The sequence below is a fragment of the Evansella sp. AB-P1 genome (genome assembly GCF_029688925.1).
GTDB lineage: Bacteria > Bacillota > Bacilli > Bacillales > Salisediminibacteriaceae > Evansella.
Window position 1 is genome coordinate 1 of sequence record NZ_JARUKY010000028.1, and the last position, 26,653, is coordinate 26,653.

Below are 26,653 nucleotides of genomic sequence, written 5' to 3' on the forward strand. Positions count from 1 at the left end.
AATAGAGAAATTCAAAAACTACTTAAATCATATGAATCAAGGTATACAACAAAAGCCAATAAAACTATCTATCACTTGATGGTCATAGGTTTACAAGCTGAATTACAAAATATCTTGCATAAATTAAGATATACAAACCTAGATAATTCATTGGAAAGCGCTAAAGAGTTAATTAATAAATATTTAATAATCTGTGGGAACGGGAATGCTCAAATCCTACCGACCATAACTAGATTTTTATCCGAATTAGATCCATTATTTCAAAATGCAATTCAGATTGAATATAAATTCTACATTCAAAAAGAATTAGAAAAAGAAGAACAGCGACGTATAAAGGAACAAATGAGGCAAGAAGCTGAAGAACGTAGATTACTAGAAGAAGAAAAGAAAAAAATAGAGAAGGAAGAAGAAAAATACAGACAAGAAATTGAGAAAAATAAACAACTACTTGAACTGGAAAAAGACCCTGAGAAAATAGTTGCACTTAATTCGAGATTAGAAGAACTTGGGGAACAAATAAATAAACTAGAAGAGCAAAAAGAAGAGATTGTTAAGCGTGCTAATGGAAGAGCTGGTTACGTTTATGTAATTTCAAATCTAGGATCTTTTGGTGATAATATATTTAAGATTGGGATGACAAGAAGGTTAAACCCACTTGATAGGATTGATGAGTTAGGTAATGCCTCTGTTCCATTTAAATTCGACATACATGCCATGGTATTTAGTGATAATGCTGTGGAGCTTGAGCAAAAAATTCATGAGCAACTGGAGGAGCAACGAGTAAACAAAATAAATCTTCGCAAAGAATTTTTCTCCTCCGATGTAGAAAAATTGCAAGAGGTTGTGCAAGACATTGATCCAACCGTAGAATTCACTACTACTCTAGTTGCTGAAGAATATCGTCAAAGCTTGAGTATTATAGAAGAGGAAAAGAAAGAAAAGGTCAGTATCGCATAGTAAGATTAATCGACAAGTAACTCACTTGTCGATTAATTTTTTGGGGCATGGGGACAGGACTTGAACTGCCCCCTGCCCCTTGTTTCCTTTTCCTAACCCATTAGAGGCATTCATGGAAATACATAAATTAGTAGTAACACAATTATATTCAAAGTTTTCAATTATATTTATAGATTTTCTTCCTAAGATATTGAAGTAGTTAATATCATGGTGACCTAACCTGTAATATCAAGTACTCGTAGTTGTTTGCTACTACTTCATCTTCTTTTTCTTCTTCGTTGCTTTGATCACTATTCACTTCATTCGTAGTTTCATCATTGTTTAATTCATCTTCAGTCTCATTCTCATTTTCATTATTGCTATCTCCTTGACCTTCTTTGTTCTCTGTTCCACATGCATTTAATAAAAAGGAAAAGATACAGCCCCCGCTTATGCACAGGAAAAGGGGAACGCCCCCCATTTTCCCCGCTACTAGAATCTACTTTTTTATATAGTAAACGGGATAAAAAGGTAGTATAATCTTCTAAAAGGAGGTGATTAAAATGACTGACGAACGAATGGATCGGTTTGAAGGAATGCTTACACAACTCGTTTCCATGGTAGGGCACCTAAAAGAAGATATGGATACATTGAAAGACGAAATGATAGGAATGAAAGATGACATGAATGGTATGAAAGCTGACATGAACGGAATGAAAGACGACATGGCAGAAGTGAAAGCAGACATGGCAGGAATGAAAGCAACCCAGGAAAAACAACATGCAGAAATGATGGGAAAACTCGAATTGTTGAGAATGGATCAAGAGATTACTTGGGCAAAATCGGTGGACAATGAAAGAAACATAGAACGATTAAATAGACAACTTTCTAATAACTAACCTAAACGGATTTTTTCGGCTTCTTACTACTTCTAGTATTATATTTCACTTCAATTAAAAGCTTTCCACTATAGATGATGACCAATGAACAGGAAATGGGTCATGGGGACAGTGATCTGTCACAGAATAAAAAGTGCCAGACCCCCAGCGTGCAGCGTAGTAAAGTATCACCGAATGGGACAAGGTCCCAACTGTCCCCCTAATTACTAGACTTACTATCTAATAGTCATATATAGAAAAATTTTAGCCATAAATGAAGAAAAAGAGATTTTGTTATTTTTTTAAAAAAACCTGCTTTATCTACTATTTACAGAGTACCCATGAATAATTCCCCTTCCACTTTCTAGATATTCAACTCCTTTACGAAACTCGTAATTTTTCAATCCTTTAAACGTCCCTTCATATCGAAGCTTGCCTGTTTTATAATAAAGTTTTCCTTCTACATATAATCTTGCTCCGTAAAAGAAGTATAGGCATTTCCGGAATCGACCAGTAAATTTAATGTTGCCATTTTCATAATACTCCGTTCCCTCCCCTACATATTGCAATCCTTCAAATTCTCCTTCATAACTGAGGTGGCCTGTTTTATAATAGAATTTCCCCTTCCCAAACGGCTTTCCATCCTTGAAAGGACCTTCATACCAAATAATACTCCCATCTTCCCAATATCCGTTACCATACCCATGAGGTTCATTATTTTTTAACTTTCCCTCATATTTTAAATGACCATTATCATAGTATAGCTCCCCTCTACTCATCTAACAGAACCTCCCTTCTTTTTTTGTTCCAATTGCTTGCGACGTTTTTTCAATTCTTTTCCGTCCACTTCCCAGTTCTCAATTACCTTTTGGAAATCTTCCAATTGCAGCAAGTAGTGATAAATTTCTTCTGAGAATACGCCATCTGTTCCTTCTAATCGAGAGTAGTCCTAAAACTCCTCTACGACACTTTCAATAGCTTCTATTAAATCTGTTTTTTTCGGTGACCCAAACAACCAATACTTATAAAGATCGTCCTCATAACTTTTCATCCATTCGATGTACTCAAACCGGACCGCTTCATAATCATCAATATATGGATGACTAAAATCATCAGGAGAATTGTCGAAGTCTTCATAACAATCATCAGAACAGAATAAAATCCCCTCACTATTCAGTCGTCTTTCTAGCTTCGGCTTTCTTCTACACACTTTACACCGTTTCATTCCCTTCACTCTCCCATCAGAAATATAGATTTGAATCTCCATCCACAATATACATAGGCTAATTATTTTTTGCTACGGATATATAGGGACGGTTCTACTGAATCATTCGTTTTGCTAAACGAATGATTCGATAGAACCGTCCCGATGAAAACACCAGCAAAATAGTTATAATCCTCATAGATTACTTTTTTTAATTTGAGTGGTAAAATAATGAGCATGTATAAGATACATATTGTTTAGTTACTAAATAAAAGTTTTAAAGCATTGATACTCGCCACCAATATTCGGAACATTCCAAAGGTTAGGTCTTTTGTTTTAGCTAGTTAAATTCAATTAATATCATTAAAATAGTAGATTGTATGGAGGTAGTGGATATGGATACGACAAAAATACATCCTGATTTAAAACAGAAATTTTCAGAGATGATTACTTTAGACTTTGATTGGGAAACAATTGACATGGAAGAAGCAAGAAGGTTAGTAAATGCAAGGAATGCTGGAAACCCAATTCCGACAGATAAGTCGGTCACCATAACGAATAAATATATTCCAGGACCAAGTGGTGCACCTGACATTCAACTGAGAATTTACAAACCAACAGAACATGATGAATTTCTTCCGGGCATTTTATGGATTCACGGTGGTGGCTACATGTTTGGCAAAGTGGAAAGTGATGATTACTTGTGCCAAAAATTTGTCTCTGAAGCTCGATGTGTTGTTGTGTCTGTAGACTACCGTTTAGCACCAGAGAATCCTTTCCCAGCACCATTAGAAGATTGCTATACTTCCTTTCTATGGCTACATGAAAAAGCACAAGAACTTTCGGTAGATCGTTCTCGAATCGCTATTGCTGGACCAAGTGCAGGAGGAGGATTAACGGCTGCTTTAGCATTATTAGTAAGAGATCGAAAAGGTCCTTCCATCGTTTTTCAAATGCCGCTTTATCCAATGATTGATCACCGCAGTACAACACCTTCCAGTTATGAGATAATGGATCATCGCGTATGGAGCAGGAAAAAGAATATTCACGCATGGAAAATGTATTTAGGTGAACATTTACATGGAGAAATATCCCCTTATGCTTCTCCTGCTTTAGCAACTGATTTATCTGGGCTGCCCCCAACCTATACGTGTATCGGAACGTTAGACCTTTTCCGTGATGAAACGATCGATTATGTAAAACGACTGAACCAGGCGGGTGTGCCAACGGAGTTCCATTTATATCCTGGTTGTTTTCACGCATTTGAAAGGGTTGAAGTGAATGCAGAAGTAAGTAAACGAGCAGTTAACCAATACATCCAAGTTTTGAAGTCTGCGTTGGGTAGCTAGAACAAAAGGTGTCAGATTCCAGATGCAGTAAAGCATTAACTCACTGGTAGTCTGGCACCAAAGTACTTTAAAAGTCCTTTTTCCTTATGCTTTTTAACTATTTATAAATGTAAGGAAACAGCATCAACAAAATTCACGTAATCTCTCTATAATAATCAATATTAAAGCAATCCAGAATTACAAATGGAGTGTGTGAAATACAAAAATAGAGCTCCCGACTGACCATGATGAATCATGTCTGTTGGGAGCTCTTCCGTATAACTTATATCTAATAATCGCTGTGCATTTTGTAAGTCATCGTTTTATCTATATGATGGTTCCTTGTCCACCCATTACAATAAAACGTAACTGTACTGTGTACTGTGGATTAGTCGCTTTATTTTCTACATTATTTATTTTCCAAATGAATTCCCTACATGCTTTGGAAAGATATTTTTCATTTGTTGGATGATTTTTTCCGTTTTTCCAATGAAAAACGTAGTGAAAATATTGACTCCACAAATAAAAATGTAAAATATAAATGTGAATAATATTAAGATTAAATCACTTATGTCAGACCTCGTGACAAATGCACTATTTTGATTTATCCAACTCGTAAAATCCCTTATCAACACCCCTGAAACTAATACACAAAACATACCTATGAAGGTTGGAATCAAAGGTGAAAAACTTCTTCGCTTCAACTGAAGGGACACTGCCCATACTTGAAATGCAATTATTAATATAATTAAAATAGTGAAATAAGTTAATGCTACGGGAGCATAATAATGCATATAGGACTCTAAATAGAATGCAGAAAAATAGAGTAATACAGCAAGAATGATACTAATGAAAACAGAAATCATTCCTCTTGGTCCTTTATCGAAAAATTTTGTGATTCCGTTTATATTCAATGTTAAGGGTTTAGGGTGGTGAGACGGGAACAACTTTTGTTTCTCGATGTTATACGAAGAAAATTTTTTACCACAATTGCCACAAAAATTTGCACTCCCCTTCCGCGCATTTCCACAACTAATACAAAAATTCTCTGCCATTCTTGTTTCTCCTTCTTGAAGTTATTTAGTTTTCTGCGTTCTACACGGTAGCTATAGCCACCGATGAAGCTAACAACCTATGTTATTATAACAAGCTTTTTCTATCTAAAACATTAGTAAACTATTGGTTAAATGGAGAAGGGTACATCAATAACTCTTAGCAATGTTTAATGGAAAGTAAATATCTTCATCTGTAAAAGCAGGAATCGTAGGGTCGGTTCTCGTGATTGGCTAGTCGAAAATTAGATAATTATATGTCGATTAGTCTTTATCCGAATTAGAGTATTTTAACCCGGAGTTCGTTAGGGGTAATACGATTTAAGAAACATCTTCCCTTTGGACTTAGAAACATCCAAACTTGCAACTTATACTTTCGTATAATAGAAAATCTCCTTCTTGAATGGTACATTCTAGTACTGTAACCGTATATACAATGAAGGAGGTTTACACATGCGAAAATTTCTATTTGTTTTTACAATATTAATAATGAGCTGGTTGGCAGCGTGTAGTACGAATGACCAAGAAGCGAGTAATTATAACTCTGCAAATGAAAACGAAGAAAATGTGACAACAGAAGATTATAATGAGAAAGAGGAGAATGCACACGAAGAAGCAAATAACGAAGAGGAGGAAAGCACAAACGAGGTAGAAGAGGCCTTCTCAAGCGAAGGTCATGAAATAATCGTGAAGACTTCTGAAGCGATGGATAATTTAATGAGTTATAAGCTTGAAGGATCCTTTTTCGAAACCGATACAAGTGGAGACGGCAGTGAACAGATTGATTCAGAAATGCTGATGAAAATGGCATTTTCTGAGGATGATGTGTTCACGATGTACGGAAATGTTATTTCAGAATATGAGGATGAAGAGGCAGAGTATTATTTGGTTGAAGATGCAATGTATATAAAAGAAGACATGTGGTTTAAAATGCCAAGAAGTGACGATAATCATAGTTTTCAAGCTTGGGCAGATACAGGATTGAGAGATATTGATGAATACACAGATTTTAGTGATCAATTTGAAATCACAGATAATGGGGATCATTATTCACTAAAATTCAAAGCAGAAGCCTATGATGCCATATTTCACGACGATCTAAGTCACCTTTCTGCAAGGCGATTGGAGGAGGCAAATATTGCAGGCATGTATGAATTAGTAGTAGAAAAGGATTCGTATTACCTGCTCAGTCATAACATGGAACTCCAAGTCGTTTCAGGTGAAGGAGAAATATTACTAGAGTATGAAGCAAGCTTTACGTATAGTGATTTCAATGAATATGATGAAATTACTGCTCCAGATGAAGTGGTAAATGAAGCAGTTCCTGTTGGACAATAGTTTCATTGCGGAACGGTATCCATCGGGACAGTGGAAAAAATGAAAAGGCTGACCCCCGGTAATACTTTATACCGGGGGTCACTTAAATCCGTTTGACACTAAAGTATATCTCTTATCTAATTGTTTTAAAAAAGAACTTGTAAAAGATCGGGTTGTTGCTTAATCTTTCCTTCTGCCTTCATTAATATAAACCCTTCTACAATTCCGGGAATTTGGAGCTGATTATTTGTCCAAAAATTCACATATGTTTCGTTTAATTTAAATGGTTCAACTATCGCATTTCCCCTAGGTCTTTTTGAATTAAAGACTGTACTGGCGGACAGGCACAAAAGTGCTTTACTCTATCCTTTCTTTCATTCTTCTAATCCAATTTTCTAGAAGGATAAAGTATTCTTTTATACTAGACTGAATTTTTATCGCTATTTCTTCATTGTATGTATGAACAGTAAGATTTCTATCATTTACCATATTTAATGCAGTTATCGTTTCCTCATCATTAAACAAGTTTACTTCACGGCTGCTACGGATTACGCCCTTAGGAGAACCAACATCTACTCCCTCCATATCGAATAAGTATTGTTTCGCCGTTTTCCAACAAGCTTCAAATGTATACTCAAATCGTTGTATCATCGCATCTCGTTCAATCGGATTTGGAGCACTAATCAAAACGAGTTCTTTAAGTGAAATCAGTGCTTTTTCCGCTGATATTATTCGTTCGCGTAATCTTTCCACAAAATCCCCTCCTCTTTAATATTATTTACTAAAGCTGAATTGGCTGTATGAATATCTACAATATCAACACGATATGGAATGGAAGATTCCTCAATACTCTCAAGAAGATCATTCCATGTTTTTGGAGAAATAATTTCCGAACATTCAATGGCAATATCAATGTCAGAACTTTGTCTTTCTTCTTTTCTGGCCCAAGATCCAAATAAATAAACACGTGCATTTTCACCAGATAATTTATCTAAAATTATTTCTTTTAATTCAAGTAAAACCCTTTCCCGTAAGTAAGTATTACCAGTCATATTTCCTCCCTCCTCTTTTTTGTAATATTATATCACAGACAAGTGGGGACGGTTCTACTGAATCATTCGTTTAGCAAAACGAATGATTCGCTAGAACCGTCCCGAAGAATCTCTAAGGTCTGTCAGATATCATTTCCAGAACAAGTGTCTCCTTCAATATTTGGTTAAGATCTAATCATCCATTATTCCCCTTTTATAATACTATAGATTTGAAGATTTTGGTAAAAAATCAGCGAATTCTCCTTTCTATTTGTGTCAAGATATTGAAAATGGAAATATGAACAAATTTCCATTTAGATACATATCACCCTTACAAAACAACATGGAAAAGGTGCCTGAGCCCCAGTGTGTTCTATACCGGGGGGCAGGTACTTTAGTCCAGCATTTCCTCACAAACGAAGATCCTCAAAATATAACGAAACAATCCCTTCTTGATAACCCGCTTTTTTCTCTGTCAGAATCGTATTTTTTAAGGTTTTTAATTCAACCGTTGTAATATTATTTAGCTTAGCTAAACGATCTTCCGATAACGGAACAGCAGGATCTGATGCAAAGTAATGCTCCGCATCCATTCGCCACGGAAAGACCTGTCCTTCGTAACGTTGCATTAGCCGCTGAAGCATCAATACACCTTCTGGATCAAAATCACCGGCATACATAAGGTGATAGCCTTCTTTTACTAACAAATCCAATAGCTTCAACGTTGCCAGTTTAAATTGTCCATGCGTACAAATAAGAGGCGCGTTTGGAAAACGATCTAAAATGGTCGAAAATACACCTGAGTTTTCCACTACCCACACGTTTTTTCCGTCGAAACGATCAGGTAAATAAGCTCTTATTATAGACGTTAATTCACGAATTGGAATATTTAAGACCGATGGGACTTTCTTTAATACAGCTGCTTCCCAGACTGGATGCACCCCTTCAGACGTTTCCCCTAATATATTCACTGCTGTTACAAAATTCGTGATATCGTCACGAAAAAGTCTATATTTTTCTAATAATAGGTTAATCCCTTCGCTGTCCGATGGAACCTTCCTCCCATTATCTCCTTCTTCATCTCCCCCATCGTGTACAGCCAGTAAATGAAGCCAAAGCTTACCTAACTCCGTGTTTATGTCAAAAGCATGGGGATTCTGAGAGATGCGCTGACTGAACATGGGCATTCGTTCTGCTTCTTCAGGGAGATTCTCAAATGCCTCATGTAATATGGAAACATATTCATTAAATCGCCCAGGCTTCTCTTCAATTATTCGATAAATCCAATACGTATCGGCTGATTTCTTCTTTAAATAAACTAGCCAAAAAGAAATTTCTGGAAATCGCCCTATTAAATCTTTAAATGTTTCTAGGAAAAATATAGTCTTCTGGTTTTTCACTTCTGTGTTAGAAAGAATTTTCTCGTCAAAAAAATGCTCTAAAAGCTCAACTAAGCTTATCCCTTCAAACTTTGTCCGCCTAAGCTGACGTTCAAATGCTAAAAGGGAAACCTTTCCCTTTCCTTTTTCCAAAAGCTCCGCACTTGTCATTCCAAAAAAAGAAGCTAAATGCTCCAAGTCATCGGAAGAAAAATCAGCGACATTTACAGTACCGCCGATCTTCCCTAATGACTGATATTTTTTCTTAAAAAGCAGGAAAAGACGTCGATATACAGGATAATCCAGAAAAAATTGCTGTGCATCATTCAACTTTTTTTCCATCACATGCCCCTTCCTTTCCACACACTAGTAACTCATCCGAGTTATTACTTCACGTTTTCAAATGCTTCTTCATCCGTGTTTTCTAATCCAGCTGCAAGCGACTCTGCCTCTAAATCTCTCACCGAAAGTTTTTTTCCATCCCATTGATAATTTATTACACTGACAAAATCTGCATTTTTCGGACGGACAAGCTCACAGATAGCTAGCTTTGAAATCGTATCATAATCTCCCCATAATACTTGGGAATTCATAATATAATTAAAGCCAAGGTGCTCGACAATTTCAAACATCTCCCGAATATTATTTTCATCCACTCCAGCAAATGCCTCATCCAAAGAAATAATATATGGAGCCCCTTCATCGGCTTCCTGGTAACGGGAATAACATGCCGTAAACAATGGAATATACATCGCCATCGCTTTTTCCCCACCACTAAACTTATAAAAGGCATAGTTTGTTAACTCCCGTTTCGGTTCATTTTCTCTTCGATATGATAGAACGAACGAGAACCACTTACGGTAATCTAGTACTTCCTTTAAAACTTGAAGTAATGTTTGCCCTTCTGTTTTTGTATCAAGTAATTGCTTTGCATTCATAATTTTTGAACGGAAATGCCCCGTAATTTTCTGTAAGTCTTGTTCTTTCAATAAACGTGGATCTTGCATGAGAAGGTCAACAAGATCATTTGTATCCAGCTCTTCCTCGACCTCTGCTGTTCTTGGCTTCCAACGGATGGAAAAGGTTAAGCCAGAAGAAGTATCCCGTGTTTCCATGAGGTGATCCATTTTCTTCGTCCACTTCTTTGCCCGTCGAATTCGGCTTCGCAGTTTATTTCCTACAGATTTAAATAAAATATCTTCATAAAGCTCCTGATCCTGCTCATCTAACAGATTTTCTTGTCGTTCCCGATCCTTTTCAATAACCTCCTGAATATAAAACGGACTGACACGTTTCCCTTGATAATCCAGATCAATGATCCGTCGGTTCGACTTTTGACCCCACAGCTCCACAAAAGGCTTGTACTCTGCCTCAAGCTCGTTCCCCATCCAAGAAGGTAATTCCAAATGAGCTTGGTAATCATTCATCCTATATTCCATCAAATCGGAATACTGCCCATAGTACGTACTTGTCAAATACCCATCAATTCTACTGGCATCCTTTTCCGTTACTAGACTTCCAAACTCCCGTTTCGCCTTTTCAGCAAGGTCCAGTTCTGAAGAATCTACCAAATCTTCTTTTGGAAAAACAAAGTGGTATTCGGCTTCATGCTTAAAGGAATGTGCCCAAGCATTCTCCATCTTTGTCCAAAATTCAAAACGAATCTGCTGTGATTCTATATCACGTTCCACATAACTCAGCGCCGTTTCTCTTTTAGGCAGTCGCTGGTTTACAACCACTAATTCCTGCGAGATTCTATCTAAAAGTCGTTCCACTTCATCAATTTGCTTACGAATATCGTCGGCACCTTCCTGTTGAAGTTGCTCCTCAATTTGATTTACGTGTTGCTTTAGCCGTTCGATCCGATCTTTAGTAATATTGAATTCTCCGCGAAGGTCATCTACTTGGTACATGATCTCTTCTATTCGTTCTGTTAGTTCGTTAACTCGCCTCATTTCGTTGAACCATTTTGTATGCAAAGTTTCAATGCCGAATAACTCGTCCTTGTAATAAGCCATCTCTTTTTGAGCCTTCTCATAAGATGCTAACGTTTTTTCTAAATCAAATTGCCGAGCTCCTTCATCTATTACATATTTCTTTTCTAGGTAGTCTTTATAAACTGCCCGAACTTGTTGATCCAAATTGTCCAGTTGTTCGCGATGACGGGCGATGATAAATTTAACATTTTCCAATTGGTGAAAGCTTTCTTTTAAGTCTGCATCTCCTGGGAAGCTGTCCAACTTCTTTTTTCCAAGAGCCATCTCTTCGTCTACTGCATGAATCGTTAAAAGGACATCACTTATTTCCGCTGTGATCGTCGCCAATTCTGTTTCGATTTCCGCAATACGTTCTAACCGGTATCGCTTTCTCGCAGATCGTCCAATATACCTAACTTCTTTATAGGAAAGAGCATGCCCCTTCATCAGGCCGATCTGATAACGTCCATCCTCGTGAATGACCATCGACCCCTCGTCTTGATGAACAACAATACTCCGTAACACCTCATCGACCCGTTCTGCTGAAACATTGGAATGCACTTCTGGATCTGGTTTCAGATAATCTCCCAACGTTTGCTGCAGTAAAACAGGATTTGATGTAAGGACACGATCATGCACAACTTCGCACTCTGCATTCATCACTAACGCATCTAATATCCCTGTATCTAATAGCACACTTTCCATTCGTTTCCGTACTTCCGTTGGCACATGCTCATGGAATTCGACTGCGGCATACAACGGAATAAAAGAATGTCCTTGTTTTTCCAATTCCTGCCGTGCCATTTTCGTTTCTTTCGCCGTTTCTGGTTCAGGATCTTTTCTGTCACGCCATTCTTTCAGCTCTGCTTCTTTCTCTATTTTTTGTTCTTCTAATTTCTCTTTTTGAAAACTAAGGTCATTTCTCTTGGCACGCTGTACGTCTTCAAACTGAAGATAAGCATCCCGAAAAGGATCTTTCACTTGATCATAATTCGTTCCCTTATAAAGAGTCTGGAGTGCCCGTGAACTTTGCTGCAAACGCTTCTCAAGATCAGTGATCCATGCTATTCCTTGTACCCATTCATGAATTTCCCCGCGCTTCTTTTCAATATCTTCTTCTAATAACCGAGCCCATCCCTTTTCTTCCTGAAGCTTTCTATCGAGCTTTCGCTGTTCCTCTGCCCGTTCCATATCCTTTGCTTCATACTCTTTTTTTAACCTGTCGAATTCACGAAAATGATCAACCATTTCGGTTAACTGCTTCAAATGATTGTCAGCTTCTTTTTTCCACACGGTAAAATCAAAACTAGTCTGGCGAACGCGAAGATAGTCAGTCACGTTCATGGCGTGCTTTGTAAACGAGGCTTCTTCCACACTATATTCCATGTCCTCTAGCTTATCTGTGATCGCTTGTTCTAATTCTTGTACAAGCTCCTCCGATTTGTTCTTCTCTTCTCTGAGTTGAATTTCCTTCCTGGAAAGTTGAGACAGATGGCTTTCTGTTTTCTGCAGCTTCTCCTCCTCTTCAGCTAGTTTATCTTTTTCTCCCCGGAGTTCTTTTTCTAAGTTCCATATTTTATGAGACTTTAACCTTTCTTGCTTTTTTCCATAGACCTCTTGTTGTTGATCTAACCTTTGTTGTTCCTCACGGGTCTGAACAATCTCTTGCTCTAATTGGATTTTTTTCTCCTGTAAAGAAGTAAGCTCTTTTTTCTCGTTCCCTAGCTTTTTTCTCGTCGTTAACCATTCCTGACCAATATCCGCCAGTCTGCGCTGATTGTATTGGATATACGCTTGATTGACTTTTTTAATGGCTTCCCATTCCCGTTCCAACTGTTCTATTTGCTGCTTCGTCTGATCCATTTGTTCAATTGTATCCGATAAATGCCGTAGATCATCATCTGTTAAGGGAGGAAGAGCTGCCTCGAGAATTTCATAGATAACCGTTGGCCTGAAATCCTTCGAAAGCTTCGGACTTCTTAACTGAATAAGTAGCTTAATGAGGTCCTCATATGCTTCTAACGTATCGAACCCGAATATATATTTATTCACTAATGCCATATATTCTTTTTGGGTTTGTACAATATGTCCCCCTTCCCCAATCACCGTTTCCAGTTCCACGCGAGATCGGGGAATTTTTTCTGTTTCACCTCCACTTTTTTCCGTTTTATAAAGCTCTAAATCGAATCCAATTCTTCGGTTGTCCGTAATCACAAATCCCCAGAACTTCATCGGCTTGTTCCGTTTCGCTTGCAGTCCGATCCCTGTTGTCATGTATTGATTTGTATCTTTCTTTTTATATTCTAAAAATAAGTAACCTGTTCGTTCATCACGGTCCACAACTTCTTTCTCTCCTAAAAGATAGTCTTCCATCCTTCTCGCTTTCGAACCAAACGGATCAAGACGATCTGGTGATTTTTTCCCATCTAAAAGAACTGGGAGAAAGCTTTGCATCGTAACCGATTTACCTGAACCATTACTTCCTCGAAGCAATAATTTCCCATCAGAAAAATCAAAAACTTCCTCATCGTAATACCAAAAATTTAATAGACCTGCTCGATTCATCATCCATTTACTCATTACTTCAGCTCACCTTCTCGTTCCAAATAATCCCGTGGGTATTTTCCTACCAATCGTCCTAAAGCGGATTTAAATATAAGCATTCCCGTTTCCTTCTCTGTTTGAAGCAGCTCCCATTCCTTTAAAAAATCGACTAGTTCTTTTCTCAATTGGGTCACCGTCATCTCCCGATATTGCTTACTCCATCCGTGTTGATACTCTTTAACAGCTTTTTCGAGGATTCGTTCTAGTTCGCTAGTAGTAAGTCTTACTTCTCCTAAGTCATTAATTGCATCATTTTCTAAGTCACGGCGAAGCACTGCTGAAAAATGAAGTGCCACATCCATGACTCCTTTTTGGTCAGGATACAATGTATACTTTTGCTTTCTTTCATCGAGCATGAGCATGGCGGCATTTTTAAATACTTCTAATCGAAATGGTGAGTGCTCTTCGATATCCTCCCGAAGTCGATTTCGGAAATTTCGAATATAGGCAAAGTCTGGATCTTCTCCCTTTTCTCGATGAACAACAGGAGAAAACATTAACTTTCGATACACTCGCTTTCTCCGTTCATCTCCTTCATGTCGTTTCCATTCACTATCGAGAATTCCCTTGACCGACCTATATTGGAACAAATCATCGGGATATGATCTCATAAAATACCGAGCATAGACGGTTACTTCATATAGTACTTCTTGCTCTTCGTTCATAGCAAATAGCTCAATATCCCCATCTACCGCTTTAATAATATGAAGATTGACCATTTTTTTCAGGGCACGAACCAATGATTTCCGGTGCTGATAATTCGTCCAGTTTAAGGAAAACTCTCCAGGATACATATCATGAATATCTTCCGTTAATTCTGATAGAAGAAACTGATCGTCCACTGATCTCCGTTCTGTAAAAGCAAGTCCACAGCAAAAAATGGCATAATCCATCGAATCCGTAAATTCTTGAATTCCCATCCATTCTTTTGGTTCCACTGGTATTTTCTCAAGCTTAATAAAATGCTGATGAACAATAAGGTCAAAACCAAATTTATCGGCAACATATCGTTTTAATACATGTTCCCGCTGACGGATTTGATGGTATACTTCTGGTTCTACAGAACGAAGTACCCAGAATTGCTCCATCAAAGTAGCTAAGGAGTCTTGCAATTTTTCATCAAATACTTGCTTTTCCATTTCATACACTTCCTGTTGTTTACATAGTAGTTTTATCGAAAACGAAATACAACCTTGGGCATTTCTAGCACTCCATCGTCTGCATGAAGGAGAACCTTTTCTTTTAAATCAATATCCACATGAACTTCTCGACCAAATTCAGTTTTTATCGTTCGGTCCTTTCTCCCCATTGCCTTTCCAATCCATACAAGGAACGTTTTCCGGACAGAGCTTTCCACTCTTGGAATTTGAGCTAAATGAATTTCTCCTTCTTTCATATATTTCTCGATCAGTGCTTTTTCTTTTCTTTGTTCCGCTAAATGTCTCTTTCGAATTTCCTGTTTCTTCTTTTCATTATTTTGGATAGAACCAGCCTTTGTTTTTTCTCGGTAGCCTCTGATTCTTGGTTTCGTCTCATGAACCATCGGTGCTTCTTCCCATACATCCATATAAATATCTTCTGTTGGAACATGATCGCCGTAAAAATGCCTTGTATGAAACACTCCGAACACAACCGATGAAAGCTCATGGGCCTCTTCTATATCGTCTATCCTGTCAAACCATTGTGCTAGATGCATATAATCTTTTTTTCGACTACGGAAATGCTGATGTCGTTCACCTAGCCGCTGAACGACACGAGTAATCCGGCGAATCGCTTCATTTGTCCGTGATTCCAACATTTCAAACTCACTTTCGCCGTGCTCATTTCCTAGGAACCAAGATACTAAACTATCCCATTTTTCCATCAATTCATTCACAGAATTTTCTCCGGTAGCCTCTCCTTCTCTTTTCTCAGAAAAACGGAAAGTTTGCTGCTGATGGTTCGTTACTTGTTGAAAAAATGGTGTCAATGCTTTTTGGGAAATAGAGGAAAGTAATTCTTGTATTTGTAATGCCGTACTTTGAAGGGCAATAATGAAATCCCGAAGATAGGTCGTAAATTGATCCTTGTATATGAGAAATGCTTCGGTTTGCATTCTTTCTTCCACTTCTTCACTATTTATATAGGCAATATAATCCGACGTATTTTGAGTGATTTGCCGAAAATACGTTAAAACATCCTTCCAAATTTGAGCACATTCTTCGTCTGATTCTTTCGTTTGTTGTTGCACGACTCCTTCCACACGAAGCAGTACTTGATAGAGGCGTTCAAACTGCTTCTTTTCCAGTGAACCACCGAAAGTTTCTCCAACACTTTCTAATTGAATTAGCATCCGTTCAAACTCTACTGTATATGGCGTACATTGATATCGAAATCGCTTCTTCTTGAACTCTTCAATCGTCTTTGATTTTCCCAGTTCCTGCCGAGCAATTAAATTCCCCCATCTCACTAGGGCATCGAGATCTTGGTGGAGTTCATCCATTTCATATGATTGAAAAGCATAGTCCTTATGTAAATAGTCTAAAATCTCCTCAGGAAACAAAAACTCCCGCATCCGTTCATGCTGGATGTAAAAATAACGTAAAATAGCTCGATAACTCCATGCCTTTTCCGCTGTTAAATAGGTTGCCTCTTTTACACGTTTCGATGGGTACTTCTCCAAATTAATCACCTTTCTCAAGTGAATTTATGACATCATTAATAATAATATAGGACCGACTCTTTCTAGTCTCTTTACATTCATTCTACTAAATTAGACAAGATCAGCCAATAAGTAAAATACAGGGACGGTTCTACTGAATCATTCGTTTAGCAAAACGAATGATTCGCTAGAACCGTCCCGGCGAATCGCACTCTATTTAAAATACACCAAACACCTTTTTAATGCGGTCTGGCGTGTTTTTCTCATAATCTATGGCTGAACTTATATAATCTGCGGTAGATGTCTTTACAATTTCTCTAAAAGTTCCTTTTAATGAACCAGCTGTTTTTATTAGATACAATGTGTCATTCCAGACAAGAAGTATATTATCTATTTGAAGTCCTTCATCAGGAGTATAAATAGAAAGCAGTGGTAAAGTGTTATTCTTCCATAGACTGATAGCTTTGAGGAAAAGATCACGATCTACCCCAGTATCGGAAACGTATTGATCGAATTTTTCAAACTTCTTTCTCTTTACCCATGAAGAAAGTTTTCCGAAATCTGAACTCGTAATGGCAATTTCTACTGTTGATGGTTCCGTTGACTCCTTAACCTGTATGCCTGTCGCAAGGAGCACTTCCTTCCCTAATTCGCTGGGAGTTAATTTGCGTAATGTCACATTTTGATCTTCTACACTCACCAGTAATATTTCATTTTCTTTGATGAAAAATTCCTTCGACTTATCCATTTCATAGCCGTGTGGATTCTCTATTGGTTCTTCTACTTCAACATAAACATCCGGTTCTAACCAAATAGTAAGCAACTCACGATACAAAGGGGAAAACTCATATCTTTCTTCTTTCGTGTTATAAACGATGACTTCTCTTTGCTCTAAATTTTTGAGCCGTTGTTCCTGCAAACCATCATTATTGTACTGCCGTATGTCCTTATCTCCCTCCCCTTTTTCAACCTGCATCTTTTCAAGGTCATATAAATCTGCTAAAAGTCTTGATTCCTTTGAAGTTAAAATCAACATCTATACTCCTCCTCCGAAATAGTCATACATAAGTTTATTCATTTACGATTAAAATTTTGAAAAAATTTGTTCATTACATAAGTGTTTCAGAAATTAGTAAAAAAACATAAAATCCTTACATCCATAACACAACTATCTATTTAATAATAATCAAGTTACGTTTTACAGGTGGATAAGGATTCATAATTTTATGATGAGTAAAAATTGTATAAAAACGGTAATTTAAATTGAAATACTTTCATACATATATTCACAAAAAAAGAGTCCCTAACCCCCGTTACTGTAAAAGCATTACCACACTAGGGGTCAGGCACAATTAACTTCACATTCTTTTAGTTCCCACTATACTCTACTGCACCAATATCTGGAGCTGTTCCATTATACGGATCTCCTACATCTACCCCGCCATCTACAAGGAAGCTTTCTGGACGTGGTTCAAATAAATTGATATCTGGTAAAGATCCATCTGGTTGGCGAGGTCCTTTAGCTAACGACGTATCAACACTGAAGAACATATCTGGTGTTACGGTACCAATTTGCCAGCTATTCCCTTCATGGATAGAATTGCTTGCAAATCTATCATCTACACGCCCCTCGGCACTCAGGTTATTTTTAAATACATAGTCACCATCTTCTGGATTATTAGGGAAGTCAAAATTACGACCATTAATCCTAATTCCATTGTTGTAGCCAGTATTATGCATCAAGGTTAAAGCACCTCTATTATTATTATGGTCAAAGCCTTTACCGTGGTTATCAAATGCTATATTTCTAGTTACAATATGATTTCCAGCTATATGGTTACCTCCAAGCTTAAATCCATTACCACCACCATCAAAATCAGGATGGTTCCAAATGGATGGATCTCCATTGCCGAATGACCAGTTGTTTTCTAGTATTATAGTACTAGATGCCATCCAGAAGTCAAAACCGTCATCAGAATTCTCCCAAGCTCTATTCCCATAGAAAACATTACCAGGTCCAAGCGCTTCATACTTAGCAGCAAATCCATCAGCCATATTCCCTACTCGACCTCTAAGATTAAAATTACGATAACTATCGTTATTCTTAATTAAGTTGTAAGAACCATCTTCCAAGTGAATACCTGTTAGACGATTTTCATAAGCGACATTTCTTTCTAAAATATTGTGGCTTCCATGAATACGAAATCCATTTCCTCCAGCTCCTGTTAAATGAACGCCAATAATATGCCAGTAATTCCCATTCAACCTAATGCCATCACGCCCTGGCTGTTCTGCTTGATCCCAGAAATTTAAGGTAGGGGTTTCTCCAGGGTACGCCACAATCGTTATTGGTTTATTTGAATTACCATTTCTATTAATATCTATTCTTGTATCATGATAATAGGTTCCACCTCTTAGAACAAATACATCTCCAGGCTGAGCAATACCAACAGCATGATTCAATGTGGCAAATGGAGCAGACTCTGTACCTGAGTTGTTATTACTTCCATTTGGTGCTATATAAAATGTACGATCACCCTCAGGAATCTCAGGTATTGTTGGTACTTGAGGTGTTGCACTTACCTGTGCAGAATTTGCACTTTCTCCTTGAGGATTGACTGAGCTGACTACATAATAGTAAGTTACATTATTTTGTACATTTGAATCTGTAAAGCTCGTCCAATTAATTTCAGAAGCAATTGTCGTATATGGGCCTCCACTAGTTGTACTACGCTTTACATTGTAGCTGCTTGCATTTGTGGAAGCTGTCCAATTTAATGAAACCTGCTCGTCACCAGGAAATGCGATTAACTCACTTGGTGTAACAGGAGGCTGATCACTTCCAGGAGGCCATGCTCCTTGCACAAGCATTACATCATTAAGATAATGACCAATTGTGTTACTGTTTGGTGTGAAAGAATCGAATGAATCAATACTAGATACTGGATCGTAGAAATTAGCGTTACTTATTCTTCTTTCTCCATCAATATATACATCTGCTCTATTATTCGTTATATCCGCTACTACGACAAAGTCATACCATGTACCAGCGCTATAGCTTAGTAACGGTGTAAATGTATCATTAGAGTTTCGATATGCTAGATTTCCATTACTAGTCTCTAAGAAAACCCCTACTTCATCTCCGCCCATAATTCTTGCTATTTTAGTCGAACTAGTCATTTGTTCCTGCATAAATGTAAAAGAGAAAGTAACAACATCCGATTGTTCTGGGAACTCTTTCGTTAGTGTTACATTGGCTGAAGTGCTTGTGTTATTCAGATAGACACTTTTATTGGACGTACTAGGTGTTGCGGAGACTCTAACCGTTCCTCCACTTTCATCCACACTATATCCAGCAGGTATAGATCCTGTTGCTTGATCATTGAAGCTATCTTCAAACACGACCACATAAGGATCACTAGGGTCTTGCTGAGGCGCTTCAGGTGTTGCACTTACCTGTAAAGAGTTATTACTTTCTCCATCACCATTGACAGCGCTTACAACATAGTAATACGTAGTACCGTTTGTTACTGATGTATTCGTATAGCTTGTGTTGCTTACTGTAGCTACTGCACTATACGGACCTCCACTTGTTGTAGATCTTTTCACATTATAATTATCCGCATTCGATACAGCGTTCCATGATAATGTCACTTCTCCATCTTCAGCAGAAGCTACTAAACCAGAAGGTGTATTTGGAGGCGTTGGCTCAGGATCAGATGGTTCTGTTGGCTCTTCATCCGATGGACGAACAATATTCACACTATCAATTGTTACAGTAGCACCGCTTTCCGTACGAAGTTGAATGAATGAATGAGTAGTTCCAATATCTAAGTCGAGAACCAACTCCCCTGTAGACAGTTCATTTGCTGCTACCTCATATACCTTAGAGGCAGATCCATGAATGGAATTTGCCTGACCAGTAGTATTATTATCTACATACACTTGAAACTTTTTACCACTGTCTCCTCCTGCTGTCGTAATATTTAATTTAAGTTGATACGGTTCACTTAAATCAAATACTCCCCCAGGGGTACTAGAAGATGTTGAGCTAGTATTAGATTCAGCGCCTATTGTCGTTCTTCCGCTACCTAACGTTATTGTTCCTCCCTCTGCTGTAACGGTTCCACCAGTCCTAATATACATAGGTTTAGAAGAGTCATTTGGAAGGGTCATATAATCTGTTGTAAATATGTTACTTGAGGTTGCCCCTTCAAAATTGTCCGTAAATATGGAAGTTACTGGTTCTGTTGGTTCAGGATCGCTAGGAGGAGCTTCACTTCCACCAGTCAACTTAAGGTGATCTATATTGACTCCACCTTCATTTCCGATTCCAATTAAGCGAACTGTATTACTTCCTTCATTCAACTCAGCTGTCATACTAGATACTCCCCAATTATTCCAAGCTCCAGTTGAAGGAAATGGAAGAGAACTCTCGACGACATTACCGTTGACGAGTACTTCACCTGGTCTATCATCTGTTCTTCCATGAGCATATCTAAAATCTAACGTATAAGTACCTGCTGAAGGTGCTGTTACAACCCACTCAATATATCCACCTGGCTCGTTGGGTACATAATCCACAAATCCTGTTCCTGTATACCCATCGTGATTATTATAAACGCCTGCTTTATAAAGTACTGGGGCATCTTCAGCTTCATATATTTGTGTACTGGTGGCTTGTCCTTCATTAATAAAACTCATTCCGAACGAAGAAAATACTAAAGCAAATATTAAAGTTAATCTGAATGTAATTCTACAAATTTGTTTCACTAATTTGTTTCCCCCTTAAGTATTATTTATAATGCGGTGGTAATCTCTTCCTCCTTCCTTGCCTTATGGTGGCTTTCCGCGCAAATACAATAAAAATCCCTCCTTACATTTGATAGATTATAAAAATAAAGCGCTTACATTTTTTAAAATAACAATTAGAGCACACTAACCTTACCACTTATGAATTTTCAATATTCAGAAAAATAAGGTGAGCAAGTTTTTACCTATTATCCAAACTGTCTCAGAAATATGTAGTACATTACTTAATTCTACTTTATATTAATATTTGTTACGTAAACATAAGGAAGTTCTTGTAGGTTTTATTCCGTGTAGGAGTTCTCTATAGAGGAATGTTACTTTCTTTTTTAAAAGCTTAGCGACTTTCATGTGGTAAGTCAACTGAATTTGTATAATTTAGTATGAAAATGGGAACATAGATGCATATTTTTCGACTTAGGGACGGTTCTTGTGATGCATTTCCACATCTCTTTCTTTACCAAAGGAGATACCAGCCCCCAAATGCGTATAGTATTATCAGCGCCCTGGGGGACTAGCACTCGATTCTTCAAGAACGTTATTTATTCAAAAATAATCTCCACTACATTAATTAATACGCATGGAACTAGACAACCTACGTAGAGTAAAATTTTATACTTAATCTTTCAAAAAACTAGCTTATCCAAATATAAAATACTTGAATAAGCTAGCTGCGCCCATTTTCCTTTATACATGGTCCCTTGGTATTGCCGTTTCCCATGTTTTATGAAAGACTTTTTCGTCCTTTTCATAGGCTGTCATTGTATTAATCAGATAGAAGTTTGTTTCATCACTTGTCATTTCACTGTAGGTGACTAATGTTGTTTGCCAATGATCTCGGCCTAGGTTCAATTCCCATTCACATTGAACCTTTGCTGAAAGTGGATCATTCTTTTTTATGCTAAATGTATTTCTATTTTTGCTTCCGTACTGTATGCCATTTTCAGGAAGACGGCGTTCTCCTTCGTCCGAATAGTCCTCTATCTTCCATACACCATCAATTAAATTGTGGACGACATTGCGGTTTCTCTCTTCCTTCCTGATAATTTCCCGATCCATCACTTGAGCTGTTTCAGGTGGACCAAATTGACCGCAAACGGCATCTTCTTCTTGAGGTGTACGAACTGGCAACGTTAAACGGGTTTCCTCTCCTGTGTATAATGTCAACGTCACAGGTTTTGGAGATGGCCATGCTTGCGGCCAATACGTAGGGGATACGGCTACTTCCAAACGGTGGCCTTTAGGAATTTGTTGGCCTAATGAATCTAGTTGGACAGCAACTTTATATTTTTTCCCCGGTACTAATTTTTCTGGATGTTCATGAGAATCTCTATGAGTGAGATTCAACATTCCCCAGCTTATTAGTGTAGATTCGCCAGTAGGTGCTTTAACACTTAATCTTACAGCAAGTAAGGCATCCTCTTGATCCGACGAAAGTTCAGCATGAAAAACTGGATGGCCTAATAATTCCATTGGTTCCTCAAATGCTTCTGAAGTAAATACTACAGACTTGCTGTTTTCAAGGCGTTGGTCCCCTGGAAGATCACCCGGTTGACCGAACGGACAAAAAACTCCTGCATATAAGCCATGCTGCTGCACACTAGGAATCTCTATTTTTTCACCTGTTATGGATTCCTTTGTTAACCTTTCTTCTGTTAACCAAAAGGAGGTATCGGTGACGGATTGCGCCGGCCAAGTGTTGTCAGCAACCCATTTTCCTGGTCGTGCCTCATACGTCACCTGTGGCAGCTCACTGTCCTGAATCCAGGTAACAAGCTTCGGCTCTTCCATGATGCCGGTATCTTTCCCCTTTAGCCACTGATCCCACCAACGTAAACATTCTTGTAGAAAACCGATGGCAGGTTCCGGCGTTGCCACTTCCGGATATTCATGTGCCCATGGTCCGATAAGACCTTTACTTTGTTCCGGTAAGTTCTCGAGAATACGGAAGACGGCATCCGTATATCCGTCCTGCCAACCACTTACTGCAAAAACCGGAATGTTGATCGCAGAAAAGTCTTCACACACAGAGCCGTGCTTCCAATAGTCGTCTCTTCGCTGATGTCGTAGCCACTCTTCTACGAACGGAGGTGTATGCTCCAATCTTTCAAGCCAATTTTCTCGCCAGCTTTTCCCTACTACATCTGGATCTTGTGGTCGGGCATTATAAGCAAACATCGTGGATGCCCACCAAAGCATATCGGAAGCAAGGACATTTCCTCCACGGTAATGAACATCGTCTGAATAACGATCATCTGTGGAACATAATGTAATAATTGACTTCAACGCAGGATGTTGACGAGCTGCTACTTGCAGACTGTTAAATCCTCCCCATGATTTGCCAATCATTCCAACAGAGCCTGTACACCAAGGCTGTGCAGCTAACCAATCTAACACTTCTAGTGCATCGTCTTGTTCTTGTTTTAAATATTCATCTAGTAAAATTCCGTCAGAATCACCAGAGCCTCTTATATCCACACGGACACTGGCATAACCATGCCCCGCAAAATAAGGGTGTCTGATCGAATCTCGAATAGCTGTAAAATCATTTTTACGATAAGGAATATACTCTAAAATCGCTGGAACGGGATTGTCCTCTGCATCTTCCGGAAGCCAAATGGTAGCTGCTAGCTTCTTACCATCAGACATGGGGATCCACACATGTTCTCTCTTTTTTATCTTAAATGGGAATTCCCTTTTAATTCTCCGTTCTTTTGAATCCTTGATGTTAAAAACCAATGAGGTTCATCCTCTCCTGTAAAAGTTTCTTTAAATTCGAGGAGAAAAGGAAATTTCTCCCCTTCTTTCCTCTTCAACGACATTCATGACACACTCTTCGATTAAAAAGAGTGTACGGCGCACAGCCTCTTCTTTGGTGAAATCACGCCGTTGATTCATAAAAGTATTCATCATGCCTTTCCAAATCATCAGTGTCATTTCTGCAATGAGATCAATATTCTCTTCTTTTATGAATCCTTCACTCACGGCACTTTGGATATATAAGGCACTTCTTTTTGAAAAACTGTGTTCCATAATAATCGATTGAATTTGCTCTGGTAAACCGATGATGTCATCTTTATAGATTTTGTAATAATCATCTAAAAGCGTTTGTGGCTGCGTACCTAGATTATCCATAAAAATGATCGAATAGATTTCCGGTTGCTCGAAGGAGTGCTTACAAAAACACTCCCACGAGTATAACCATTTCTCGATTCTATTTGATCCCTTATCCATATAAGATGGCAGGTCGTTAAGATAGTCTGTTGTAAAACGCATCGCAGCAAAAAACTTTAAGTGGGATAAATCTTTGAAGTAATTGTACGCCGTTGAGCTCGTAAAACCAGCCCGATCAGCAATCTTACGGATCGTTACTTTCTTCGTTCCTTCTTCTTCAATCACTTCCGTTGCAGCATCCAAAAAATACTTCCACATTCTCGCACGCTGAATATCTTTCCGTCCTGCAGTCATTTGTTACTTCCCTTCTGTCTCGTTTTTAACATATACATGGATCGACTCGTCTTGTTTTAACCATTTTATTAATGAAATTGTCATTAGAACATATAAGATCAACACCGGAACAGCAACTAATACAGATGAAGTTTGTACAACACTTAGTCCTCCTGCAATTGTAAGGCTGATTGCTAATGTGGAAAGAAGAATTCCCCACATGAGACGGTGCCAACGAGCTGGCTCTCCGTTTTCCGATAAGTTTTTCGTAGCCACACTTGCAATAACATAACTGGCTGAATCTAAAGAAGTAGCTAAGAAGATAAATCCTAAAATAAGGAAGAAAATTGAAACAACGACTGGCATCGGCAATGAATTAAGAACAGCCACGATGACAGAGGTATCTCCTTGTTCTGCTTGAATTTGTGCCAAATTAAGTTGACCAGTTAACTGTAAGTCCATGGCATATCCGCCGAAGACACCGAAATATAACCAGCTTCCAAGTGACCCCCATAATAACACGTTAAATACAAGCTCACGAATACTTCTCCCTTTTGAAATTCTCGCTACGAAGATACCGATAAACGGTGCTGTCGCAGCAAACCATGCCCAATAGAATACAGTCCAAGCTTGTGGGAATCCACTCTGGTGAATCGGGTCCGTATATAGACTCATCATCCAGAAGTTATCAAGCATTATTCCTAAACTGTTGGTGAAATAAGATAGAAGGAACAGTGTCGGTCCCACGATGATTACAAATAATGCAAGACCTAATGCCATGTACACATTATAATCACTTAACTTTCGGATACCCTTGTATAATCCGAAATACGCACTGAAACTAAAGATAAATGTCCATATAACGATAATTGCAATGTTTAACCATAATGATTGTTCTACTCCAATTAAATTACCAAGTACGGCAGCTACCATTGGTACACCAAGACCTAATGACGTACCAAGACCGCCAATCATACTCCATATCACTAATACATCAATGGTTTTTCCTAGAAAACCATCGGCATGCTTTCCAAGTACACCTCGGCAGGCAGCGCTGATTTTTAATGACGCGTTCTTCTTCACGTAAAAACTATACGCCATTACTACAGCAGGCAACGCATATAACGCCCAAGCAGAAATACCCCAGTGAAATAAGCCATAGCTTACAGCATATTCAGCAGCAGCACTTGACTCTGCTTCGAATCCAAATGGCGGCCAAGTATAATAGTAAATCGGTTCCACAATCGACCAAAACATAATACTTGTCCCCATACTTGCTGTAAATAACATGCCTCCCCAGCTGAACCTAGAAAACTCCGGTACATCGTGTTTATCTCCAAGCTTCACACGCCCATACCTTCCTACCATTAACCAAAGTAATATTATAAATAACCCTATGGTTAAAAATTCAAATGCCCAATCTAAACGGTAAGTAATACCGGTCATCATATTAGATACGACTGGACCTGCAGTTTCTCGAAAAATGACTAATAATAACGTTGCAATAACAATTAATAATAATGATGGCCAAAAAATTGATTTCTCCACTCTAGAATTATTCATGTTGTTCACATACCTCCAATTAGTTTTTAAATAGTATCATCACTTTTCCAAAAAGGAACAAGAAGCAAGCCGTTTGTCCCTTTTTCCGTGCAACCCTCCTTTATTTTTAAGCATAAACTACGAATTACCACTACTTTGAACCTGTTCTTTTTATGAACAAGTTTTTTTTATGAACGTGTTCATATTAACACAAAAATAAAACTTGTAAAAGTGATAAACCAATTGTTTCTCCTTACCATTCACATATAAAAGGCAATAAAGCGCAAGGCGCCCCAATTACGCCTAAGTACAGCCCACGTCCTGTGGGCAACGGCGTAATGTCGACATCCTATCTCCGGCGACAAGCAAATGTGGTGTCCAATAAAAAGTGCGATCTTACACTTTTTATCGTGTAGGTTATTTGACCTCGAGCCGGTGGCGCCTGGAGCTAGACTTCCAAAGTAAATATTTAACTTTTAAAAAAGGCACTGATATGAGTGCCTTGATTT

19 protein-coding genes are annotated in these 26,653 nt (G+C 38.2%); 4 read left to right on the forward strand and 15 right to left on the reverse strand.

Features of this window, described 5'->3' with window-relative positions:
* On the forward strand, positions 1 to 957 hold a 957-nt coding region (locus QA612_RS20655), incomplete at its 5' end, for a GIY-YIG nuclease family protein (RefSeq protein ID WP_278285729.1).
* A gap of 205 nt (positions 958 to 1,162) precedes the next feature.
* Here the strand turns inward: QA612_RS20655 and QA612_RS20660 are convergent.
* Positions 1,163 to 1,417 (reverse strand): hypothetical protein, encoded by a 255-nt coding sequence (locus QA612_RS20660; RefSeq protein WP_278285730.1) that lies wholly within the window; start codon positions 1,415 to 1,417, stop codon positions 1,163 to 1,165.
* An 82-nt stretch (positions 1,418 to 1,499) separates the two neighbouring features.
* Here QA612_RS20660 and QA612_RS20665 point away from each other — a divergent pair, with 82 nt between their 5' ends.
* Complete coding sequence (locus QA612_RS20665; protein ID WP_278285731.1) at positions 1,500 to 1,835, forward strand: hypothetical protein; 336 nt, start codon at positions 1,500 to 1,502, stop codon at positions 1,833 to 1,835.
* 296 nt (positions 1,836 to 2,131) lie between these two features.
* On the opposite strand, the gene QA612_RS20670 is transcribed toward QA612_RS20665, so the two are convergent.
* Both QA612_RS20670 and QA612_RS20675 read right to left on the reverse strand, forming a co-directional pair.
* The gene (locus tag QA612_RS20670) at positions 2,132 to 2,593 is read right to left on the reverse strand and encodes a hypothetical protein (protein WP_278285732.1); all 462 of its coding nucleotides are present in this window, start codon (positions 2,591 to 2,593) and stop codon (positions 2,132 to 2,134) included.
* A 170-nt stretch (positions 2,594 to 2,763) separates the two neighbouring features.
* Entirely contained in the window at positions 2,764 to 3,039 is a 276-nt protein-coding gene (locus QA612_RS20675; protein ID WP_278285733.1) for a hypothetical protein, read from the reverse strand.
* Positions 3,040 to 3,413: 374 nt separating this feature from the next.
* Here QA612_RS20675 and QA612_RS20680 point away from each other — a divergent pair, with 374 nt between their 5' ends.
* Positions 3,414 to 4,367: an alpha/beta hydrolase gene (locus tag QA612_RS20680; RefSeq protein ID WP_481804463.1), complete on the forward strand. Its 954-nt coding sequence runs from the start codon at positions 3,414 to 3,416 to the stop codon at positions 4,365 to 4,367.
* A 392-nt stretch (positions 4,368 to 4,759) separates the two neighbouring features.
* On the opposite strand, the gene QA612_RS20685 is transcribed toward QA612_RS20680, so the two are convergent.
* Positions 4,760 to 5,401, reverse strand: a complete 642-nt coding sequence (locus QA612_RS20685) for a hypothetical protein (RefSeq protein ID WP_278285735.1) — start codon at positions 5,399 to 5,401, stop codon at positions 4,760 to 4,762.
* Positions 5,402 to 5,851: 450 nt separating this feature from the next.
* On the opposite strand from QA612_RS20685, the gene QA612_RS20690 reads away from it, so the two are divergent.
* Complete coding sequence (locus tag QA612_RS20690) at positions 5,852 to 6,736, forward strand: DUF6612 family protein (protein ID WP_278285736.1); 885 nt, start codon at positions 5,852 to 5,854, stop codon at positions 6,734 to 6,736.
* Positions 6,737 to 7,072: 336 nt separating this feature from the next.
* Here the strand turns inward: QA612_RS20690 and QA612_RS20695 are convergent, their stop codons facing one another.
* The 11 genes from QA612_RS20695 to QA612_RS20745 form a co-directional block, all read right to left on the reverse strand.
* A complete protein-coding gene (locus QA612_RS20695) occupies positions 7,073 to 7,468 on the reverse strand; it encodes an HI0074 family nucleotidyltransferase substrate-binding subunit (protein WP_278285737.1) in 396 nt (131 codons plus the stop codon).
* Complete coding sequence (locus tag QA612_RS20700) at positions 7,444 to 7,767, reverse strand: nucleotidyltransferase family protein (RefSeq protein ID WP_278285738.1); 324 nt, start codon at positions 7,765 to 7,767, stop codon at positions 7,444 to 7,446. Before QA612_RS20700 ends, QA612_RS20695 begins: the two co-directional genes overlap by 25 nt.
* A gap of 389 nt (positions 7,768 to 8,156) precedes the next feature.
* Positions 8,157 to 9,467 carry a TIGR02679 family protein gene (locus QA612_RS20705; protein ID WP_278285739.1) on the reverse strand — a complete coding sequence of 437 codons (1,311 nt, stop codon included), beginning with the start codon at positions 9,465 to 9,467 and terminating at the stop codon, positions 8,157 to 8,159.
* 44 nt (positions 9,468 to 9,511) lie between these two features.
* Positions 9,512 to 13,681, reverse strand: coding sequence for a TIGR02680 family protein (locus QA612_RS20710; RefSeq protein WP_278285740.1), 4,170 nt, complete (start codon positions 13,679 to 13,681; stop codon positions 9,512 to 9,514).
* The gene (locus tag QA612_RS20715; RefSeq protein ID WP_278285741.1) at positions 13,681 to 14,844 is read right to left on the reverse strand and encodes a TIGR02678 family protein; all 1,164 of its coding nucleotides are present in this window, start codon (positions 14,842 to 14,844) and stop codon (positions 13,681 to 13,683) included. Before QA612_RS20715 ends, QA612_RS20710 begins: the two co-directional genes overlap by 1 nt.
* 32 nt (positions 14,845 to 14,876) lie before the next feature.
* Complete coding sequence (locus QA612_RS20720) at positions 14,877 to 16,367, reverse strand: TIGR02677 family protein (protein WP_278285742.1); 1,491 nt, start codon at positions 16,365 to 16,367, stop codon at positions 14,877 to 14,879.
* A 196-nt stretch (positions 16,368 to 16,563) separates the two neighbouring features.
* Positions 16,564 to 17,382, reverse strand: a complete 819-nt coding sequence (locus QA612_RS20725) for a hypothetical protein (RefSeq protein ID WP_278285743.1) — start codon at positions 17,380 to 17,382, stop codon at positions 16,564 to 16,566.
* A gap of 332 nt (positions 17,383 to 17,714) precedes the next feature.
* Entirely contained in the window at positions 17,715 to 21,119 is a 3,405-nt protein-coding gene (locus tag QA612_RS20730; RefSeq protein ID WP_278285744.1) for a right-handed parallel beta-helix repeat-containing protein, read from the reverse strand.
* A 723-nt stretch (positions 21,120 to 21,842) separates the two neighbouring features.
* The gene (locus QA612_RS20735; protein WP_278285745.1) at positions 21,843 to 23,894 is read right to left on the reverse strand and encodes a CocE/NonD family hydrolase; all 2,052 of its coding nucleotides are present in this window, start codon (positions 23,892 to 23,894) and stop codon (positions 21,843 to 21,845) included.
* A gap of 30 nt (positions 23,895 to 23,924) precedes the next feature.
* Positions 23,925 to 24,623, reverse strand: a complete 699-nt coding sequence (locus tag QA612_RS20740) for a TetR/AcrR family transcriptional regulator (protein ID WP_278285746.1) — start codon at positions 24,621 to 24,623, stop codon at positions 23,925 to 23,927.
* A gap of 3 nt (positions 24,624 to 24,626) precedes the next feature.
* The gene (locus QA612_RS20745; RefSeq protein WP_278285747.1) at positions 24,627 to 26,165 is read right to left on the reverse strand and encodes a BCCT family transporter; all 1,539 of its coding nucleotides are present in this window, start codon (positions 26,163 to 26,165) and stop codon (positions 24,627 to 24,629) included.
* Between the last annotated feature and the right edge of the window lie 488 nt (positions 26,166 to 26,653).